The organism is Vampirovibrio chlorellavorus (genome assembly GCF_003149375.1).
Lineage (GTDB): Bacteria > Cyanobacteriota > Vampirovibrionia > Vampirovibrionales > Vampirovibrionaceae > Vampirovibrio > Vampirovibrio chlorellavorus_B.
The window spans coordinates 13,667-31,966 of record NZ_QFWH01000008.1; the positions used below are offsets into that span (position 1 = coordinate 13,667).

Consider the following 18,300-nt stretch of genomic DNA (forward strand, 5'->3'; position numbering starts at 1 on the left):
TCTGCCTGCCCCAGCGTAACAAATCGTCCTGAGATCATCGATTCGGCAACTGGCTAGACTCCGTTTACCCAACCTGCCATCTCGCGGGAATCGTCCTGTATGTCTATGGCCCCGTTTTCATGGGCTTCAACTGAAAACGCTCCCCATGCCCCTGGGATAATTTTACGGAGAGTATCAGGCTCTTCAGTTCCCTGGCATACTCGCCATTGGGTTCCAGTTGCACATAGTTCAGGCTGGCCTGTAAGGCTTCATCCATCCGCTTCAGGCGGGTGAGGGAAACGGCCAGTAAATAGTAGGTGGTGGCATGCTTGGGGTTGATTTCCAAAGCCCGGCTGTAAGCGCTCACGGCATCCTGATAGGCGCCCTGCCGCAACCACAGATTGCCCAGATAGTAGTAGACCCACTCGTTCTCCGGCTCAAGGCGCTGGGCGTCGTTCAGGAATTTTTCCGACCGCTGGTATTGTCCCAACACCGCGTACAAATTCCCCAGATTGAGGCGGGCCAGATTGTAGTTTGAATCCCGCTTGAGGGCTTGCTGGTAGGCCGCTTCGGCTTTTTGATAGTCCCGCAGGTCTTCATAAAGCAGGCCCATGTTGTTGTAGGCAAACACAAAGGCCGGGTCAACGCTCAGGGTTTGCTGATAATAGCGAATGGCTTCCGTCCGCTCCCCCAGCTGATCATGCACCCGGGCCAGGTTGAAAATCAGGGCGGCGTTTTTGGCATCGACCAGAATCCCTTGCTGGTAATAGCGCTTGGCGGCTTGGGGATCGTTTTTTAGCAGGGCGATTTTACCGAGCCGAAAGTAAACCAGGGTCAGTTCATTGTTCAGGTTGGCCACTCGTTCAAAGGCCTGTTGCGCCTGATTCAGGTAGACCGCTTGCTGTTCCGGCAGATCCGTCTGGCGGGCCAGTTCAAAGTAAGTATTTCCCAAATGGTACAAGCCCAATACGCTGACCGGGTTCCGTTCCACGGTTTCAATCAGCGGAATCAGGGCCTTCCCATACTGCCCCCGGGCCATTTGTTGAGAGGCCTGACTCAAGGGCACGAACTCGGAGGCGGCGATGAGATCGCCCGCCCGGTGGTATTGAGGCGCTACCACGGTTGGCCCGATAGCCAAGGCCGGGGCGTTCCATCCTGCCAGCACTGCGGCCAGCAACAGGGGTGTCAGTTTCAATACCTCGGTAGGCCAAGCCACCGGCGTTCTGCTTCTCAAAATATCCGTTTCCACGCTTGGTTATTTATTACTACATTTAGTATAGTTTATATATTAAAAATAGTAAAGTGTTCCGATCGGGCTTTTTGAGGCCTGATATATAATCAATAAACAATTGAAATCGGTAAAAATTGTCCGCTTAGTTCAACGCATGGGCTTACACCCAGCCGGTGAGGTCTCAAATGGAAGATTCCCGGATCGTTTCTCAGGCTTGGCAGACCGAACAAAAATAGGTGGTGCGTCCCCCAAAGGGCGCAATGTGCAAGGGGTGTCCCGCTTTGGGACAAACCGCCTTGGGGTGTCGCTGGTGGAGCATGTAATGGGCTGGTAAGTGATCCCGGTCGGCGGCCACGTCCACAGTGCGTTGTAAAACGTCCACCACCTGCTGGTGCAAGGCCTTTGCCTCTTTAGCGCTTAATCCACAGGCCTGCCGTCCCGGATGCAGTCCACTCTGATACAGGGCCTCATCGGCGTAAACGTTTCCCACCCCGGCCACCAGAGATTGATCCATGAGCGCTGGCTTCAGTTGTCCCTTGCGCTTTTGGAGGGCCGTCACAAAAGTCTCTCGATCCACGTTCAAGGCATCCGGCCCCAGTTTGCGGGCTTCAAAATAGCGATCCGCGTCGGCAGTCAAGCCCAGTTTGCCAAACATGCGCTGCTCATGAAAATTGAACAGGCCGCCGTCGGCCAGAACCAGTTGCACCCGAATATGGGCTTGTGGCAGCGCCGGATTGCCGTAGGCATTGACCACGGTCTGCCCGTCTCGTTCGAAGCTCAGGTAGCCGGTCATGCCAAAGTGCAGAAATAGCCAGCCCGCCTGCGGCTCGGATTCTATCTTCGGGAGCGGGGCAATTTTCACCAACAAGTGCTTACCCACCCTGCGGGTTTCTCCCAAACACCGTCCAGTCAAGGCTTCCTGCAATGCCGCTTCTGTCGTATTTTCCAGAATTTTAGGCCTGAACACCCGAATGTCAGTCACCGGGCTGTGCAAGGCGTATCGCTCCGTAAAGCGGCGAAAGGTTTCCACCTCCGGTAATTCAGGCATGGAGAAGTCTCCTTCGGAAAAGTCAAAATGAGAAGGTCAGCATTATCGGCTGACCAAGTTGACCACAATGTTTCTTGGGTCGGACTCTTTATCATACACACCGGGCCCCGGTCCGAGAACGGTTGCTTCTGGCGTGTCCGACATCAACACTTGAAATCCCCGATGCGTGTAGGAAGATGGAATACGGAAAATTCCGTGTAATCTCTTAGAGACTCCCCTTTCGTGATCCGTTGAACCCTGGCAGGAATAACCCCATGACCGAATCTTCTACCAAGCGTGGCCTATCGCCCGTTTTCGTTATTTTTTTCACCATCCTCATCGACATGATTGGTTTTGGTATCGTTATTCCCATTCTTCCCCTGTATTCGCTGCACTTTAACGCCACGGACTGGCAAATTGGTATCCTGTTCGGCTGCTTTTCGCTGATGCAGCTCATTTTTGCCCCGCTGCTTGGCCGCTGGTCGGATCGCATCGGGCGTCGCCCCATCCTGTTGCTCAGCATTCTGGGCACCTCCCTCAGCTTCCTTATTATGGGGCTGGCCAACACCCTGTGGCTGCTTTTTCTGGGACGCCTCATTGATGGCGCTTCAGGCGGGAACATTCCCACCGCCCAAGCCTATATTGCCGATGTCACGCCTCTGGAAAAGCGCTCCGGGGCCATGGGCCTGATTGGGGCGGCTTTTGGGCTTGGTTTTGTGATTGGTCCGGCCATTGGGGGCCTGTTAGGCCACTATTCCATTCAGTTGCCTTTTTATGTCGCTGCCGGACTCGCTTTACTGAACGCCGTGGCCATTTATCTTTTTCTGCCGGAGAGCCTGAATGAGGCGCAGCGCAAAGCCCACCCTGCCGTTTCTGGCTCGCTGGTGCAGAATTTTTTACAGGTCAAAAATAGTCGCCTCGGCACGGTAATGTGGGTCTCTCTGCTTTCTACCCTGGCTTTTTCTCTGGTGACTGCCCTGTTCACCCTGTTTACGGCCCATCGTTTGCAATGGCACGCCCGCGAGAATGGCTGGTTGTTTGCCTACATTGGTATGCTGGGCGTTTTGATCCAGGGCGGAATGCTGCGCCGCATGGTGCCGAAAGTGGGCGAAAAACCGCTGATTATCGTGGGTAGTGTGTTCCTGTTTATCAGCATGGCTTTGTTGCCAGTCAGTAGCAACCTGATTTGGGTGGTGGTGGCCTCTTCGGCCCTGGCCATTGGCAACAGTCTGGTCACTCCGCTGGTTAGCGGTCTGGCCTCCAAGTCCGCCGATGCCCAATCGCAAGGCATTGTGCTGGGCGTGCTGCAGTCCACGGCCAGCCTGGGTAGGATGTTTGGGCCTATGGTGGGCGGCTTTTTACTGCAATACGACGCCAACACCAACAATGCCCTCTATGGTATTTCACCCTTCTGGTTTTCCGCTTTGCTGATGGTGGCCACGGTGGTGGTGGCCCTGCGCCTGCCTGAGGATGCCATGCCTGACTCAGCCGTCAAGCACCCCTGACACTTTCTCAGTCGTTTGCGCCTGTTTGTCCCGACTTAAAGTCCGAGGCAATTTTGTACGGGGTTTTGCCTCTATAGGACATATCAGAGTACAGCCCGGTAACGGGCCATTCCCCATAGGTTCATCATGCTCTACTCCCCTGATTTGTCCATCCCCCAGACCCGGGAGGCCCTTGGCGACGACAGCCAGCCCGGCCAGCTTCTGCCCGACCCGCGCAGCGATATTGAAGGCATTGGGGTGGATAACATCTCTTGTTTACCCGCCCTGTTTGAACGGTTGCGGCAAGAGGCCCGGCGGCCCGGCAAGTCTGTTTTCGCGGCCCTGAACATTCATATTGCCAATATTGCCCATCAAAACCCGACCCTGCGGCAGTTTTTGCAAGCCAGCGACGTGGTTTACTGCGATGGTGCCGGAATCGTGCTGGCTTCCAGACTGCTGGGCAACCCCTTGCCGTGCCGGTTTACCGCCGCCGACTGGCTTCTCGACCTGTGGGCTTACCTCAGCCAGCATGGCATCACCGCTTTCTATCTCGGCGGGGAGCCGGGCATCGCTGAAAAAGCCCTGGCCCAGTTTGAGGAGCGCATGCCACAGCACACCATTCTGGGTGTTCATCACGGCTTTATCCTGCAGGATGAAGCGCTGGAACGGCAGGTCATCGACCGCATCAACGCCCTGCAGCCCGATGTTTTATTCGTGGGTTTTGGCTGCCCCCTGCAAGAAATGTGGATTCAGCGGCATCAGGCCGCCTTGAACGTGTCCGTGTTCTACCCCATTGGGGCCACGCTGGATTACCTGACCCGCAAAGTGCCCCGTTGTCCGGCCTGGATGGGTGAAAACGGTCTGGAGTGGCTATTTCGCTTTCTGGTAGAGCCCCGCCGTATGTTTGGCCGCTATATTGTGGGCAACCCGTGGTTTTTGTGGCGTATTGGCTGGCAGGCCCTGCAACAACGCCTGGGTTAATGGGTCAGTTATGGGGCGTTGGCGCTAGCAGTCAATGACAGGCCCGATGCTGGGCTTGTGCGGTCGGTCAGGCTTGATTATCGGGCTGCCGGTTTTTCTACTTTTTAGGCTTGAACGCCCCTTTTACAATCTGACCACTCTCCCACAGAATGACACCAGACCAAAACGCGCTCAGCGCCGCCAGTGGCCAGAGTGCTGGGGCGGCTACCGGCACCAGCATGGCGCCCACTAGTAAGGCGGGGGCCAGCCCGGTGGTGATATACCCTGAAATGAGGTAGTTTCGGCTCTTGGGATCCTGAAGTTCCTTTTTGAGCAGTTGAAGGCCTTGCGTCAGTTTATCCAGAAATGACGGCTGGGCCTGCTGAGCCTGGTTGGCGTCGCCGCTGAATCTTACCTTTCCCGAAACTGCCTTCCCCGAAACTGTGGAAAGTCGCCGGGAGCTGGAGGATACCGGCTGGCTCAATGGCCTTGCGGTGATTGGCTGCGTTGAAGAAACCCCATTTAGAACCATTGTGAATAACCCATATTTTTACTGCTAGCAGTATAACAAAAGCACAGACTCCTATAAAAAGAAGTCTCCTGTTAAAATTGCCTGTTGCAACCGGTTGCTGTCTCAATCAGTCGGGGAAGCCACGGCAGCAGGCTGGCTTGCCACGGTGTGGGTGAAGAGGTGTGATTCATCCCCATGGTGCAAACAGCAGCGTCATTTTATTGCCGGATTTTCAGACCGTGTGCAGCATCCGGTTAGTTTATTTTGCTGTCTTGCACCGGATCGTAAATGACAAAGGTGTTCCGCTTTTCTTTGGCCCGGTACAAAGCGGTATCCGCATGCCGGATCAGCACTTCCTCATCCAGCCCATGTTCGGGGAATACGGCGATGCCCAGACTGATGCCAATGACGTATTCTTTGCCCTGCAGGGTGAATGGGGCCTGAATGGCGCTTAAAATACGCATGCACAAGGTGGCAATCGCCCCTCGCTCCTGTAGGCTGGGGCATACAAAGGCGAATTCATCGCCACCGTAGCGGGCAATGGTATCCGATTCCCGAACCACATCCTTCAAGCGGCCCACCACTTGTTTGAGTAAGGCATCACCCGCCTCATGGCCCAGGGTGTCGTTGATGGGCTTGAATTTATCCAAATCGGCCATGATCACGCAAAAGCGGCTCTTGTTCCGGTTGGCCAGTTTGATGGTTTGCAACAAGCCATCCCGAAACAACCGACGATTGGGAAGTTGGGTGAGTGGGTCATAGAAGGCCTGGCTTTCAAACTGGAGCATGGCGTGCTTGGTCTTCCGGCTGGAGATCTCCACTTCCGCTTTGAGTTGGTCGTACTTTTTTCGGAGCCACAAGAGGGCGACAAACTCGATCAAGGCCACTATGAGGGCTATCCCCAAATAAGCCTCAAGGGTTGACGTTTTGGCGGCTGAGCTGGTTAAAGCGTGTGCTTTAAGGCCCAGGGCGCTTGATAAGAGAACCGCACTGGCGGTTTTCAGTTTTAGGGCCTTAAGGGGTCTGGAAGCCATCATTGAATATTGCCACAAAACGATACTGACGGAATGAATGCGGTTTCCTTATATATCTCCAGTCCGGGATTTTTACCTTGCTGCCTTGCCACCGGGTTTAATTCTTTTGGGGAAAGGTCTGGAAATGCTGTTTTCTTATATGGACACCCCAAGCGGGTATCGGGTTGAAAGCCTCACATTCCTATTAGTATACCACTCCTTAAGATTGTTGGGTTTATAAAAGCGGCCTGAAAAAGTTTCTGGCTGGCCCGCGGCTGAAGTCAGGAACGCCTGCCCCGGACTCTCGCGCCATGCTGGTATTCGGGTTGTCCACGGGTCAGCTATCTAAGGATCTTGAGAGACTGCCGGGCATGGCGCCTTTTCGGAGCGTTCTCTGAAGGCCAGCGCTTTGTGGTCACCCAAGCGCTCCCGCATCCTCTTACCTTTGGGAAAAAGTTTGGCGCACAAAATAGTCGGGCTCTGTTTTTATGCGCTCGAAATCGACGTATTTCACCAACGGTTGTATCTTTTTCCCTGCCTGTCGCTAACCAGCGGCACACTTCCCTCCCATTTTTTTGATACTGGAGTTACCCATGATTAATACCACCTCAAATAGCACCCAAAATCCCATTTATAAAAGCCCCGCTAAAAATGCGGGTGCCCCAAAAACCAAACAGGCTGACCCAAAGCCTAGCGCGCCGCCATTAACCGTGGCTGATGATAAAACCTTGCAGGCTTTTATTGATGCTCGTGGTGAAGCCGCTAAAATTGCCGCCCAAATTCTTAAGGAAAGAAAGCAGGCCGCGGGTCGAAGCATCGACGTGCTGGTTTAATTCAAATGACTGAAGCGGAGCCGATCCGGATAGTAGCGGGTCGGCTCCGTTTTTATGAGTGGTGGGGCGTTGTGCTTCAGCCTGTGGGCAGGGGCATTGGAAGTGCCCTCAAATATCGCTCAGGATGGTGTTCAGTGCGTCCAGCTTTCTGCTGAGTTCGCTGAACACGCTGACGCTTTCAGCCGTCGCTTCAGAGGCTTGGGCCAGTAGTTGAATGTTTTGAGTGATTTTCTCGATGGACAGCGCAGTTCCGTTAACGGTGTGACTGATTTCCGAGGAGGTGGCCGACTGTTCCTCGACTGCGCTGGCGATGGTACGGATAATCTCGTTGATTTCTTCCACGGTTTCGGCAATGGATACAATGGTTTGAATAGCGGTTTGGGTGTTCTGTTGAATGGTTTCGATTTTGAGGCGGATGTTTTCGGTGGCCTCCGCGGATTGCTTGGCCAGTGCTTTGACTTCGTTGGCCACCACGGCGAAACCTTTGCCCGCGTCACCGGCGCTGGCGGCTTCAATGGTGGCGTTTAAGGCCAACAGGTTGGTTTGGGAAGCGATGTCTTTAATCAGATCGATCACAGAGTTAATTTCCTGGGACGATCGGCCCAACTCATCCATTATTTTTTTGGACTCTTCGGCCTTTTTCTCCGCGTTGTGGGTGATTTGAGAGGCTTGCTGGGTATTGCGGCTGATTTCTTCCACACTGCTGCTCATCTCGGTGATGGCGCTGGCCAGGGTTTGAATGTTCCGGTTGGAATCTTCGGCCATGTCCGCCACGTGTTGAGATTTTTGAACATTGCCATCCATTGCTGTGCCGATTTGCAGGTTGGCGTCTTTCAATTGATCGGAGAAACTGCTTAACTCCATTGAGCTTTGCTTGATTTGCTCTGATTTTCGGGTTTCCGCTTCCTGTTTTTGTATGCGCTCAATGTTGGCGGAAACCAGTTTTCCTACCGTTTTCAAAGCCTCCAGTCGTTGGGCGCTTGGGTTTAAGGTTTCTGTGGTGAAGAAGTCCATGGTGCCCGTAATTTCACCGTTCACAAAGAGAGGAAAGCAAATACCGGATTTGACGCCCGCTCTTTGGGCGGGGTCACGGCGAACGCAGTCCGTTACGGTTCCCAAATCCTGAATAAAGACAAGCTCTCCACGTTCCCAGGCTTTGCCATTGATTCCCACGCCCTTTTTGAATTCAGCACTTTGGGTGATTTTTAAGAATTCGGGATTGACAGTGCCCGAGTCTTGTTGAAAGCGCAGTGACTGGCTTACTTTATCAATCTGCCAAAACGAAGCGTAGGCCCACTCGAAAGTGTCGCGGACGTTGTCCAATGCGATCTGAAGCGCTTCTTTTTCCGTTTTGGCTTCAATCAGATTTTGAATAATTTGATTGATGGCCTCTGTATCTTTGGCGTTCTGCTGAACAACCTCTTGCTTTCTAAGGCGTTCAATCGTGGACGCTACCAATTGGCCAATACCCCGAAGAACTTCCAGTTGCTCGTCATCTGGGGATAAAACTTTGGTAGAGAAAAAGTCCATGGTGCCGATGACTTTTTCATCGGTAATAATCGGGAAGCAAATACCGGATTTGACGCCCGCTTTTTGAGCTGATTCGCGTCTGCAGCAGTCTACCATCTCGCCCAGGTCTTTTACAAAAAAGAGGTCTCGTGTTTTCCAGGCCCGACCATTGATTCCCACGCCTTCGCTGAAGCTGGCGCTGCGGGTCACCTGTTCAAACTCGCTGTTGACACTGCCCGATTCGGTATAAAAACGCAGTGTGTTGGACTGGGCATCCAGTGCCCAATAGGAACCATAATCCCACTTGAAAGACTGTTTAACACTATCCAGCGCCGCTTTTAGTGCGCTCATTTCATCGCTGGCGGCGTTTAGCACTTTGATGACCTTAATGACGGCTAGCGCGTTACCGCTGTCATTCTGCAGGACTGGGGACTTAAGCTTGGACACGTTTTTGGGATGATGGCTCAGTAGGTTCAGCATGGTGCCCTTTCTTTTAATTTGAAAAATACAAAACCCTGGCGAGAAATATGGTGAATGACGAGATAATGTTCAACGGTTTAAAGCGTTACCAGTTGTTCAAATTTCTCCCGAAGGTCTTCCGCATTGAAAGGCTTTACCAGGTAGTTATTGGCTCCTGCCTGTATGGCCGTGATGACATTGGTTCTTTCGCCTTCGGTGGTAACCATTAAAATGGGGGTTTTGTTGCCAGAGGCGCGAATGTTGCGAACGGCGTCTATACCTAGCATATTGGGCATGTTCCAATCCATCAGGATAATGCTGTATTGCTGGCTTGCTGCTTTTTCAACCGCTTCACAACCATCTGTGGCTTCTTCGATATTGTCATTAGCGATATTCATACTGTTGAGAATTCCCATGATGACCCGTCTCATAATGGCGGAATCATCAACTACCAGAACTTTGATCGAACTCATTTCAGGGACTCCTTGTCGGCTTTGGAATGGATAAATTGGGGGCTGCCTGCTAGTTCGTAAACTTGAAAGAGACTTGCAGGCTAAAGCTTTGTTGTTCGACTTCAAATACAATACACAGGTACGGGCAGTTTTTGGGACTGGCGGAAATCTCGTGACCAGAACCCAAAATGATGCTGGGTAAAGACAATCGGTAATTCGAGTTGGTTTCCGTCGACAAAGAGGTTTTGGTGTTGCCCGAAATCATGTTCACCAGTTCACCAATGCCATCCGAACGATCTTCCGCGGAAATGGCCTCTGCGTTGGCTCCAATCAGGCGGGAGACAATGAGATTAGCAAGTTTGATGGGAAACGACAATGCGACCATGCCCTCGCCGCCTTCACCGGTAATCCCAATCAATGCCGAGATATCGCCTCCTGCCACATAGGAGGCCTGTGGGCGGACCTCTTTTACGGAAACCGTGGTGTTGGCCATGGTTCCCAAAACATCCTGGGTGGATTTGATTAAGGCGTTTACCAGTTTGGCGTCCAGTACTTTTTTTTCAGAAACTTCGCTCATTATGTCTCCTAGTGATTTTGACTTTAAACTTTAAAGAGAGCCGCCCAGGCATTCCAGCATGGTCGTCATCAGGTCTTCCGGGCTGAACGGTTTGACCAGGTAATGCTTAGCCCCTGCCTGAATGGCGCGCACAATGTTGGCTCGCTCTGCTTCGGTGGTGACCATCATGACCGGAATTGACTTGAACCGTTCATCCGCTTTCAGATACTGTAGCGTGGTGAAGCCATCCATTACCGGCATATTCCAATCCAGTAAAATCAGGCTGACATCCGGGTACTCGTTATCCAGAAGGTTTAACGCTTCCTGTCCATCTCCCGCTTCCAGAAAGTCCAGCCCCAGTGTTTCGGCGCTGCCCCGAATGATTTTCCTGATGATTGCGGAATCATCTACAGACAGAACTTTCATCCGCTATCTGCTCCTTTTGAGTTTATAGTAAGCGCCGCCACATGCTTCCAGTCTTTCAAAGTCATCACTGTAGCCGATCAATGATTCGGAAGCCCCGATAAATAGATAGCTATCCGGATTCAGGCACTGAGCCAGTTTTTTGAATAACTCTTTTTTAAACTCCGTAGAGAAATAGATGGCCACGTTTCGCAGCATAATCACATCGAAACGACCCAACTCAGTGAACGGATTCATCAGGTTCAGCTGTTGAAACTGGACAATCTGTCTGACGGTTTCATCCAGTACATAAACCCGGCCATCCTGTTTGAAGTATCGCTCCCTGAGTTCCTCCGGCATGCCTCTGGAAATGGAGAGGGCATCATATCGGCCAGCCTTGGCAATAAACAGTATGGCTTTTGAGAGGTCGGTGGCCGTAATGGACAAGGCGCCGCTGGTTAATTCCCTGCCCTTTCCCAGTCGTGCCAATTCGTGGGCGATTAACGAGATGGAGTAGGGTTCCTGCCCGGATGAACAGGCGGCTGACCAGAAGCGGATTTGCCTTTTTTCCCCGTTTTTAATTTTTTGCAAGAGTTCTGGAAAGATAACTTCCTTTAAAATTTCATAGGGCCATTGATCCCGAAACCACAGGGTTTCATTGGTGGTCATGGCCTCAATAATTTTATTCTTGATGCCGGGATCACTTTGGCTGATTTTGTAAAGATCGCTGAAATTGAGACAGGCATTTTCAATGGCCAGTCTACTGAGACGGGTTTCCAGCAGGTAGGCCTTGTCACTACTGATGGTGATGCCGCATTCTTTTTCTATGAATTTTTGAAACAGGGTCAGCTCTGTTTCTGAAATTGTCAGAGAGGTCATAAGCCTCGTCCTTTCCTCACCAGTTGTGTGATGCGTTGAGCCAGCAAGGACAGATCCACCGACTCATCGGCCAGTCGAAGCTCTTCAACGGCTTTGGGCATGCCGTAGACCACACACGATTTTTCGCTTTGCACCAGAGAGTAACACCCTGTTTGCTTCAGGCTTTTCACACCCAAAGCGCCATCGCTTCCCATGCCGGTCATAATCAGTGACAAGACATTTTTGCCATAGACGGGACTGATCGATCGGAACAGCACATCGACGGCCGGGCGACAGCTATTTTCCGGCGGGCCTTCGTGAATCAGTATCTTGACATCATGGCCCGCTTTAAAAATTTCCATGTGTTTACCACCGGGAGCGATATAGGCAGTGTTGGGTAAAACCAGATCATGGTGCGCTGCCTCTTTGACGTTTAATCTGGATTTTCGGTTCAAGCTGCTGGCCAGGGACTCCGTAAAGATGGGAGGCATGTGCTGAACCAGCAGAACCGGAATGTTTAAATCCTCTGGAAGCATGGGCAATACCTCCGATAGCGCATTGGGTCCCCCCGTGGAAACGCCAATGACCAGCACGTCAAAGTGGCCGGGTACTGTTGGGAGGCTGGATGGTTTAGAGGGCGGCGATGCGATGACCGGATTCTGGTTGGTAGAAGGGTTCAGGATCGGGGTGGGTGTTACCGTGGACTTGGTGGTAGTCAGTCTGGCAAGCCGTTTGGACCGGAAGTGACGAAAGACTTGCGTTAGTTTTTGCTGCAACTCGTTTTTACTGTCTTCAACATTGATCCCGTCCGGTTTGGGGATAAATTCCAGGGCTCCCAATTCCAGGGCCCTGATGGTGATATCGGCGCTGGATTTGTTTAAACCACTGACCATGACCACCCCGATGTCCGGATGATTTTTGTTCAGTATGCCCAGTGTTTCCAGTCCGTCCATTTCCGGCATTTCGATATCCAGCAGGACAAGGTCCACCTTCAAATGTTCCAGTTTGGCCAGGGCGATTTTTCCGTTGCTGGCGGTGGCGGCTACAGTGGCATCGGGGATATTACTGACAATATTGCTGAGAATACTGCGGTAGGTGACCGTATCATCTACAATCAAAACATTTAATGTGTCAGTCATAGGGCTCAATGTTTCTTACCTTCGGCACCAGGACTTATTTCAGGAGTTTATCAACGGAGAGGACTGCGACCAGGGAGTTATTTTGTTTGATGACGCCGGTTAAAAACTGACCGTCAATTTTTCCCATGTTGGCCGGTGGGGGTTCAATGGATTGCTCCGGGACGATGACAACATCTCGAATATCGTCTACCAATAATCCCACTTTATCGGATGTGGCCGCGAAATCCCCTTGATCCGGCTCAATACCCAGAGCTTGTAATTCCTGTTCCGTTTTGAGGATGATGTTGTGAGAGTCCTGGGCGACAGTGGCCTTTTCCAGGCCAAGCCGTTTGTTCAGATCCAGAATGGTCACAATTTGTCCCCGCAGGTTCAACAGTCCTCGAATGTAGGCGTTGGCATGAGGAACCGGGGTGATTTCCAGCTGCTTGTTGATTTCTCGCACCATGAGAATGTCGATGCCAAAGAGCTGGCCACTTAGTAAGAATGTTGTAAATGATCGGTTGGCCATTGATCACTCCTATTACTCGCTTGAAGCATTCCGGCGGATTCCAGTAAGCCCGCAAAATTCAGGAATAATGTCACGTGGTTGTTAATCACGGCGGACCCTTGAACGCCGGGATGTTGAATAAAGGATTTTTCCAGTTCGACGGCTATATCCAGTGCGTCAATAATCCTGGTGGCCACGATACCTGCCTGACCCGAGCCTTCAAGAGGCAAGATCAGAAAGGCCTCTTCAATCGTTTGGGAAACAGGTGTGACCGGTAAATAGTCGTCCAGAAAAATCAGCAGAATGCTTTTTCCCTGATGGGGGAGGAATTTTCGATTCCCAATCCGCTCGACGTCAGACATTTTGAACTGCTCCAGTCGGAGGATTTTAGACAGTGGAAGGGCGAAAATTTCCTGTTCCGCGCTGTTAAAGAGCAGGATGGACTGGTTTTGCTGTTGGGCTCGATGGCCGTTGAGGAAAGCGTTTTCCTGCAGCCGTCTTTCCTCTTCCGCGTTAATCTCGGAGAAGGACAGTCCAGAGGTGGCGACCAGCCCGCTAACATCCAGAATCATGGCCACCCGTCCGTCGCCCATAATGGTGGCGCCCGAGAAGCATTTGCAGTTCTTGATAAACTGTGAAAGTGGTTTGACCACGATTTCCTCGATATCTCGGATGCACTCTACAATCAGTCCATATTGCATGTTCCCTGACTTGAGTACCAGGATGTTGTAATCGCTTTTACCGTCGCTGCGGCGTTCTTTGAGCGAGTTGGGATGATCGGCCAGCAGTCTCTGATCCTCAATGCTTTCGCGCCGGTTTACAATGACTTCCGGTGTTGCCATGGGCGCTGCCATTTCAGGGTGGGCTTCGAGAGTTACCGTCTCATCCAGTCCCAGGGTGGTGCTGAGTTTGATGAGTGGTAACAGCTTACCCCGGAGCCTGAGAACCGAGGCGGTACCTACTTTTTCGATGCGGGTGGCGATTTGGGAGGCCTTGACGCAGACCAGTTCTACCAGATTGATTTGCGGAACCGCAAAAGTTTGTCCGGCACTTTCCACCACCAGGGATGGAATAATGGCCAGGGTCAAAGGCAGTCTTAACAGAATGGTGGTGCCTTTGCCTTTTTCTGTTTCAATACTGATGCTGCCGCCGATTTGCTCGATGTTGGTACGTACCACGTCCATACCCACCCCTCGACCGGATACATCGGTGATTTGTTCCGCAGTGGAAAAACCCGGGGCGAAAATCAGATTGACTTGCTCCTGTACACTCATCTGGCGGAGTGTGGCGTCCGTGATGATTCCTTTTTCCAGGGCTTTGCTAGCGACGCGTTCGTGATCAATACCAGCCCCGTCATCAATGACAGCGATATTGATATGGCCACTTTCCTGATAGGCTTTCAGGATGATGGTTCCCTGGCGGGGTTTGCCTGCCTGTTCACGCTGTTCCGGCTTTTCCATGCCATGATCGCAGCAATTCCGGATCAGGTGAGTGAGCGGATCGGACAGGCTTTCCAGTATGGATTTGTCCAGTTCCACTTCTTCGCCCACCATCTGTAAGGCAATTTCCTTACCAAGGCTTCTGGAAAGATCCCGGATCACCCGGGGGAATTTGCCGAAAACACTGGCAATTGGCTGCATCCGTGTCTGCATGATGTGTTCTTGCAGGTCACTGGTGACCAGGTTGATATTCTGAATGATGGCGCTCAGACCTTCGTGGTTGTCGCTGAGGGCCTTGTTTTCGATGGCACGGGCCAGCTGGTTTCTAGCCAAGACCATTTCACCGGCCAAGTCCATCAGGCGGTTTAGCAGATCCACTTTGACCCGAATGCTGTCATTGGAGCTGTCCGCACCGGCACTGCTTTTTGAAAGGGCTTTGGAAGTGGTTTCGGTCGCCGGGGCCTTGGCTGGAGGAGCGGGCTTCTCTTCCGCTTTTGCAGGGAGGGCGGTCAGCGCTGTATTTATTTCCGGGGATGATGTATTTGCGTTTTCCGTTGCTTTCGATATTTCTGAAGCGCCACTGTTCACCTTTTTGGGGGGAGGCTCTTCTCCCGTGATCTTGAACTCGGAGATTTGTTGCTCAGGGATATTTAAAGCAATGGAGAGCAAGTCGGCTTCCAACACGGAACTGTAAAGAAATAGAAAGGGCAGCGCTTCATCCAGGGAGTTTTCCAGTCCGCTGATGCCGGAGATATCCAGCGCCGTGTCCAGCACGTTGCCGGTAGTCATCAGCAAGTCCAGAAACTGAAGAGGACTGCGATTCTGGAATGCCAGATCGTTGTCTGTAAACACTTTGATGGAGTAGATTTTATGGCCATTTTGTTTGGCGGAATTAATGGCGACAGAGTCAGCGAACAACAGGCTCTTCTCTTCTTCAGGGCTGTTACAAGTCGGCTTCTCTTCTCCCGCTTTGGATACTTTTTCGATGGGCACCATGGCTCTGGGATTGATTAAGCTTTCCAGTTGCTCAACCACATCTTGAAAGGGCACATTCTCGCTGTTTCCAATCTCATCCAGCATGAGTCGCAGGCGATCCACGCCAATGAGAAGCGGGTCCATGACCGCTGCCGTGGGTTCCAGTTTTCCATCCCGCATGATCATTAGAACGCTTTCCATGCTGTGGCTAAGCGCTTTTAATGCCTCAAGACCAAAGAACCCGGAGGCCCCTTTGATGCTATGAATAGCCCGAAACACCCGGTTAATAATCTCGGGATCGACTGACTTGCCACCTTCTTCCAGCGCCAATAAATCGGGCTCGATTGAAGAGAGATGTTCTCGACTTTCAATTACGAACTCAAGGAGTAACGACTCATCGTTGATACTGCTCATTTTTCAATTTTCCTCCAGATGAATCAGTTGCTCCAGTTTGCAGACCCGAATGACCTTGAGGACACTGGGATTTACAACTTCGAGTTTTAACAGGCGGTTTTGAGACTGGCAGGTTTTGTAGAGACCGATCAACAGTTTCAGCCCAAGCGAGTCGATGAGTTCCACTTGCCGCATGTCCAGAACGACATCCCTGTCCGGATTGGCGTTGATGGCTTCCAGCATTTTCTTTTGCAAGGCGTCAATAAACGTCGAGTTAAAATTTTCTTCAGAAATTAACCGAAGTTCTTTTTCATTGACCACAGTTTGCATGGCTAATACGACCTTTGTTGATGAGGGTTGTGCGGAGGCTTTCAGTTTAGGCTGCCCTTTCAGTATATTCTCTTTAACGTAATGCGATATCCACTCCAAAGTGGAGTCTTGGCTTTTGGCTAAAGGGCACCATGCGGATGATGGGATAGGCCAGATCCAACCTGCCGCTGATGCGGTTGGTCAGTTGGGTCCGTAAACCGATACCCGTTGAGAACACTTTGTAGTTGGCGTCAACGCCATCCGCTGGGGCTGCGATTTGCCCGTAGCCATAATCCACAAAGGTGAGCATTTGCGTGGAATCCCGTAAGGTCTTATCCGAGAAGGGCAGTTTTAATTTTTTAGGGATAAAGTATGCGGGTGCCTGCAATTGGCTGGTCATAACCACGTAGCGATCCACGAAAAAGTAGACTTCCCGGTAACCACGCCCATAGAAAGTGCCTCCCAAACCACCCACATCAAAATTGGATAGCCCGTTGGGGGTGAATTGCCACTGTATGTTAAACAGACCCGTGGACTTCAGGGGCAAAGGACGGGTTAGTGCCGCGTAGCCCGTATAACGGAAGTATTGGCTACCCCCCTTGAACCAGGACAACCGTGGATCGTTTGACAAGGAGCCGCCCCAAATGGGCACAGCGCCCGCAAATTCGCTGCGAGTGGACAGATAGGTCTTACCGATGTTCTGATCATAGTTAATTCCGGCTCTCAGGGTGCGCACGTATTCACGTTCCAGCGAGCCTTCTCCCCAGTGGCTTTTTGAGTTTTTCAAGTCAAAGGCCACATCAACGCTGGCTCTGAGGTTGGGACGATCCAGGAAGGTGTATTTCAGGCCCGGAGATATCCGGTAGGCCCAACCATGGGTGTCAAACTGGGTGTACAAGCTTTGAAAGGGTGTAATACTGGCGTACTGTGCTTCCAGGGTTGCTCTCAGAGAGGGACGAATGGGGAATTCGTACCGGTTGAATATACCCCAGGAACGGTAACCTTGCACATAACCCGTCATCAGGGAGTCCCCGTGACCAGTCACGTTGTTGGAAACCGCGGTGGCGGCACCAAAGTGTCGCCCGAAGATGACCTGATCCAGATTGTTAGCCGAGGCGATGAGGTGCAGGTTTTTTCTGGATTCTCCGCCATGAATTTTGACGTCAACCTGATGCGTGTAGGGCTCCACTTCCAGCTCGGTATCAAAACTTAAGTCCGGGTTAGATTGAATCAGTCGGATCTGGCGCTTTAAAGCGGAGAGTCGCAAGGGCTCATTTTCATGAATGCCTCGGGTTAAATGGCTGAGGGCCCGACCTTGCCACTTGTCCTCCAGCGAGATATCCACCTTGCCCACGAGCATGGGCGTCACAGTCAACACAATTTTTTGGTCTGCCATTCGGGCGCTGACATCGCATAAATACCCATCATCGGCACATTGGGCGATTTCTTTTTTAGCCAGTTCAGACAGTCTGGCGGATGTCATTGGCTCAGTCTGGGGCAGGGCTTGATTCTGCCACTTCAGGGGGGGGCCGTACTCAATCGTCACCCCCGGCACAGAGAGCGTTCCCTCGGCCAGTTTTCCCTCCAGATCCTTTTGAATATAGAAGGGTTCCGGGGTGTTCTTGAGCGCTTCAATATCCAGTTTGACTTGTGGTCCGTAGCTTCCGTAAACCAGGTTGGGAGTAGTGGCCATAACGGGTAATTCACTGGCGGTATAGGGCATTACCGGTTCATCGGCGAATGCGCCCCAATGGAAAAGACCGGCTGATAAGAGCAGCGGGACAACCCTTATGGTATGGGCAAACGAGAAGGATCTCATGGGTTCTTTTACACTCCCAACAATTAACACTTTTGCACAATACACGCATTCAATATCCCTGGGCCGCGTCGGTGACCCTAAGGGAAAACAGTGCCTAAACGCTTTAGCTAATCTTTTTTGTACGTTGTTGAATGGTATGTTTTTCTTCCGTTTGGAAATGGATCTTGGTTGGCTAGAAACATATCTGGAATCAATATACAAGATTTTGTTTTCATTTGCTGAAAATGGAATCGAACTTCCCCTGTTTAGAGTAGGCTGCTGTCTACCGCTTGCCTGCGCCTTTCCGCTTGTCCTATCCACGGAGGACATAAACCTCTTACTACTTTTGCTAGTGTTTGCTTAGGCCATTTTATTACGACAGCTTCAGACGCCTCTTAAAATCCTGCAGATGGAGGTTTACCAGAACCTCGATAAATTTGCATTATTAAAGTGATTGCTAAAGATGTTGCTCTTGATTTGAATCAT

The 18,300-nt window shown here is 51.6% G+C and carries 17 protein-coding genes; 3 read left to right on the plus strand and 14 right to left on the minus strand.

Annotation, left to right across the window (positions count from 1 at the left end):
- Positions 1-103: 103 nt before the first annotated feature.
- On the minus strand, positions 104-1,213 hold the full coding sequence (locus DF283_RS10635) for a tetratricopeptide repeat protein (protein ID WP_303674850.1): 1,110 nt from the start codon (positions 1,211-1,213) through the stop codon (positions 104-106).
- A gap of 205 nt (positions 1,214-1,418) precedes the next feature.
- A complete protein-coding gene (locus tag DF283_RS10640; RefSeq protein WP_303674852.1) occupies positions 1,419-2,258 on the minus strand; it encodes an Fpg/Nei family DNA glycosylase in 840 nt (279 codons plus the stop codon).
- 254 nt (positions 2,259-2,512) lie between these two features.
- Here DF283_RS10640 and DF283_RS10645 point away from each other — a divergent pair, with 254 nt between their 5' ends.
- Complete coding sequence (locus DF283_RS10645; protein WP_303674853.1) at positions 2,513-3,742, plus strand: MFS transporter; 1,230 nt, start codon at positions 2,513-2,515, stop codon at positions 3,740-3,742.
- Between the two features lie 126 nt (positions 3,743-3,868).
- Positions 3,869-4,702: a WecB/TagA/CpsF family glycosyltransferase gene (locus tag DF283_RS10650; RefSeq protein ID WP_303674854.1), complete on the plus strand. Its 834-nt coding sequence runs from the start codon at positions 3,869-3,871 to the stop codon at positions 4,700-4,702.
- A gap of 97 nt (positions 4,703-4,799) precedes the next feature.
- Here the strand turns inward: DF283_RS10650 and DF283_RS10655 are convergent, their stop codons facing one another.
- A complete protein-coding gene (locus DF283_RS10655; protein ID WP_303674855.1) occupies positions 4,800-5,165 on the minus strand; it encodes a hypothetical protein in 366 nt (121 codons plus the stop codon).
- 281 nt (positions 5,166-5,446) lie between these two features.
- Entirely contained in the window at positions 5,447-6,229 is a 783-nt protein-coding gene (locus DF283_RS10660) for a GGDEF domain-containing protein (protein WP_303674856.1), read from the minus strand.
- Positions 6,230-6,798: 569 nt separating this feature from the next.
- On the opposite strand from DF283_RS10660, the gene DF283_RS10665 reads away from it, so the two are divergent.
- Complete coding sequence (locus DF283_RS10665) at positions 6,799-7,038, plus strand: hypothetical protein (protein WP_303674857.1); 240 nt, start codon at positions 6,799-6,801, stop codon at positions 7,036-7,038.
- A 108-nt stretch (positions 7,039-7,146) separates the two neighbouring features.
- Here DF283_RS10665 and DF283_RS10670 read toward each other — a convergent pair whose 3' ends face one another.
- From DF283_RS10670 to DF283_RS10715, 10 genes are all read right to left on the minus strand, one after another.
- Positions 7,147-9,027 carry a GAF domain-containing protein gene (locus DF283_RS10670; RefSeq protein WP_303674859.1) on the minus strand — a complete coding sequence of 627 codons (1,881 nt, stop codon included), beginning with the start codon at positions 9,025-9,027 and terminating at the stop codon, positions 7,147-7,149.
- Between the two features lie 77 nt (positions 9,028-9,104).
- Positions 9,105-9,479, minus strand: coding sequence for a response regulator (locus DF283_RS10675; RefSeq protein ID WP_303674860.1), 375 nt, complete (start codon positions 9,477-9,479; stop codon positions 9,105-9,107).
- A 49-nt stretch (positions 9,480-9,528) separates the two neighbouring features.
- Positions 9,529-10,035 carry a chemotaxis protein CheX gene (locus DF283_RS10680; protein ID WP_303674861.1) on the minus strand — a complete coding sequence of 169 codons (507 nt, stop codon included), beginning with the start codon at positions 10,033-10,035 and terminating at the stop codon, positions 9,529-9,531.
- A gap of 30 nt (positions 10,036-10,065) precedes the next feature.
- A complete protein-coding gene (locus DF283_RS10685; RefSeq protein ID WP_303674862.1) occupies positions 10,066-10,440 on the minus strand; it encodes a response regulator in 375 nt (124 codons plus the stop codon).
- Between the two features lie 3 nt (positions 10,441-10,443).
- Entirely contained in the window at positions 10,444-11,295 is an 852-nt protein-coding gene (locus tag DF283_RS10690; RefSeq protein ID WP_303674863.1) for a CheR family methyltransferase, read from the minus strand.
- Complete coding sequence (locus DF283_RS10695; RefSeq protein WP_303674864.1) at positions 11,292-12,413, minus strand: protein-glutamate methylesterase/protein-glutamine glutaminase; 1,122 nt, start codon at positions 12,411-12,413, stop codon at positions 11,292-11,294. The genes DF283_RS10690 and DF283_RS10695 overlap by 4 nt, the downstream gene beginning before the upstream one ends.
- Positions 12,414-12,447: 34 nt before the next feature.
- Positions 12,448-12,921 carry a chemotaxis protein CheW gene (locus DF283_RS10700; RefSeq protein WP_303674865.1) on the minus strand — a complete coding sequence of 158 codons (474 nt, stop codon included), beginning with the start codon at positions 12,919-12,921 and terminating at the stop codon, positions 12,448-12,450.
- Positions 12,888-15,728, minus strand: coding sequence for a chemotaxis protein CheA (locus DF283_RS10705; protein WP_303674866.1), 2,841 nt, complete (start codon positions 15,726-15,728; stop codon positions 12,888-12,890). The genes DF283_RS10700 and DF283_RS10705 overlap by 34 nt, the downstream gene beginning before the upstream one ends.
- A gap of 3 nt (positions 15,729-15,731) precedes the next feature.
- On the minus strand, positions 15,732-16,037 hold the full coding sequence (locus DF283_RS10710) for an STAS domain-containing protein (protein WP_303674867.1): 306 nt from the start codon (positions 16,035-16,037) through the stop codon (positions 15,732-15,734).
- Between the two features lie 73 nt (positions 16,038-16,110).
- Complete coding sequence (locus tag DF283_RS10715) at positions 16,111-17,739, minus strand: ShlB/FhaC/HecB family hemolysin secretion/activation protein (RefSeq protein ID WP_303674868.1); 1,629 nt, start codon at positions 17,737-17,739, stop codon at positions 16,111-16,113.
- Positions 17,740-18,300 lie beyond the last annotated feature (561 nt).

What these genes read in the sequence shown, in the direction of transcription:
- DF283_RS10640 (WP_303674852.1), bottom strand. Translation starts at nt 2,258, where the DNA reads ATGCCTGAATTACCGGAGGTGGAAACCTTTCGCCGCTTTACGGAGCGA.
- DF283_RS10645 (WP_303674853.1), top strand. Translation starts at nt 2,513, where the DNA reads ATGACCGAATCTTCTACCAAGCGTGGCCTATCGCCCGTTTTCGTTATT.
- DF283_RS10650 (WP_303674854.1), top strand. Translation starts at nt 3,869, where the DNA reads ATGCTCTACTCCCCTGATTTGTCCATCCCCCAGACCCGGGAGGCCCTT.
- DF283_RS10660 (WP_303674856.1), bottom strand. Translation starts at nt 6,229, where the DNA reads ATGATGGCTTCCAGACCCCTTAAGGCCCTAAAACTGAAAACCGCCAGT.
- DF283_RS10665 (WP_303674857.1), top strand. Translation starts at nt 6,799, where the DNA reads ATGATTAATACCACCTCAAATAGCACCCAAAATCCCATTTATAAAAGC.
- DF283_RS10670 (WP_303674859.1), bottom strand. Translation starts at nt 9,027, where the DNA reads ATGCTGAACCTACTGAGCCATCATCCCAAAAACGTGTCCAAGCTTAAG.
- DF283_RS10675 (WP_303674860.1), bottom strand. Translation starts at nt 9,479, where the DNA reads ATGAGTTCGATCAAAGTTCTGGTAGTTGATGATTCCGCCATTATGAGA.
- DF283_RS10680 (WP_303674861.1), bottom strand. Translation starts at nt 10,035, where the DNA reads ATGAGCGAAGTTTCTGAAAAAAAAGTACTGGACGCCAAACTGGTAAAC.
- DF283_RS10685 (WP_303674862.1), bottom strand. Translation starts at nt 10,440, where the DNA reads ATGAAAGTTCTGTCTGTAGATGATTCCGCAATCATCAGGAAAATCATT.
- DF283_RS10690 (WP_303674863.1), bottom strand. Translation starts at nt 11,295, where the DNA reads ATGACCTCTCTGACAATTTCAGAAACAGAGCTGACCCTGTTTCAAAAA.
- DF283_RS10695 (WP_303674864.1), bottom strand. Translation starts at nt 12,413, where the DNA reads ATGACTGACACATTAAATGTTTTGATTGTAGATGATACGGTCACCTAC.
- DF283_RS10700 (WP_303674865.1), bottom strand. Translation starts at nt 12,921, where the DNA reads ATGGCCAACCGATCATTTACAACATTCTTACTAAGTGGCCAGCTCTTT.
- DF283_RS10705 (WP_303674866.1), bottom strand. Translation starts at nt 15,728, where the DNA reads ATGAGCAGTATCAACGATGAGTCGTTACTCCTTGAGTTCGTAATTGAA.
- DF283_RS10710 (WP_303674867.1), bottom strand. Translation starts at nt 16,037, where the DNA reads ATGCAAACTGTGGTCAATGAAAAAGAACTTCGGTTAATTTCTGAAGAA.
- DF283_RS10715 (WP_303674868.1), bottom strand. Translation starts at nt 17,739, where the DNA reads ATGCCCTATACCGCCAGTGAATTACCCGTTATGGCCACTACTCCCAAC.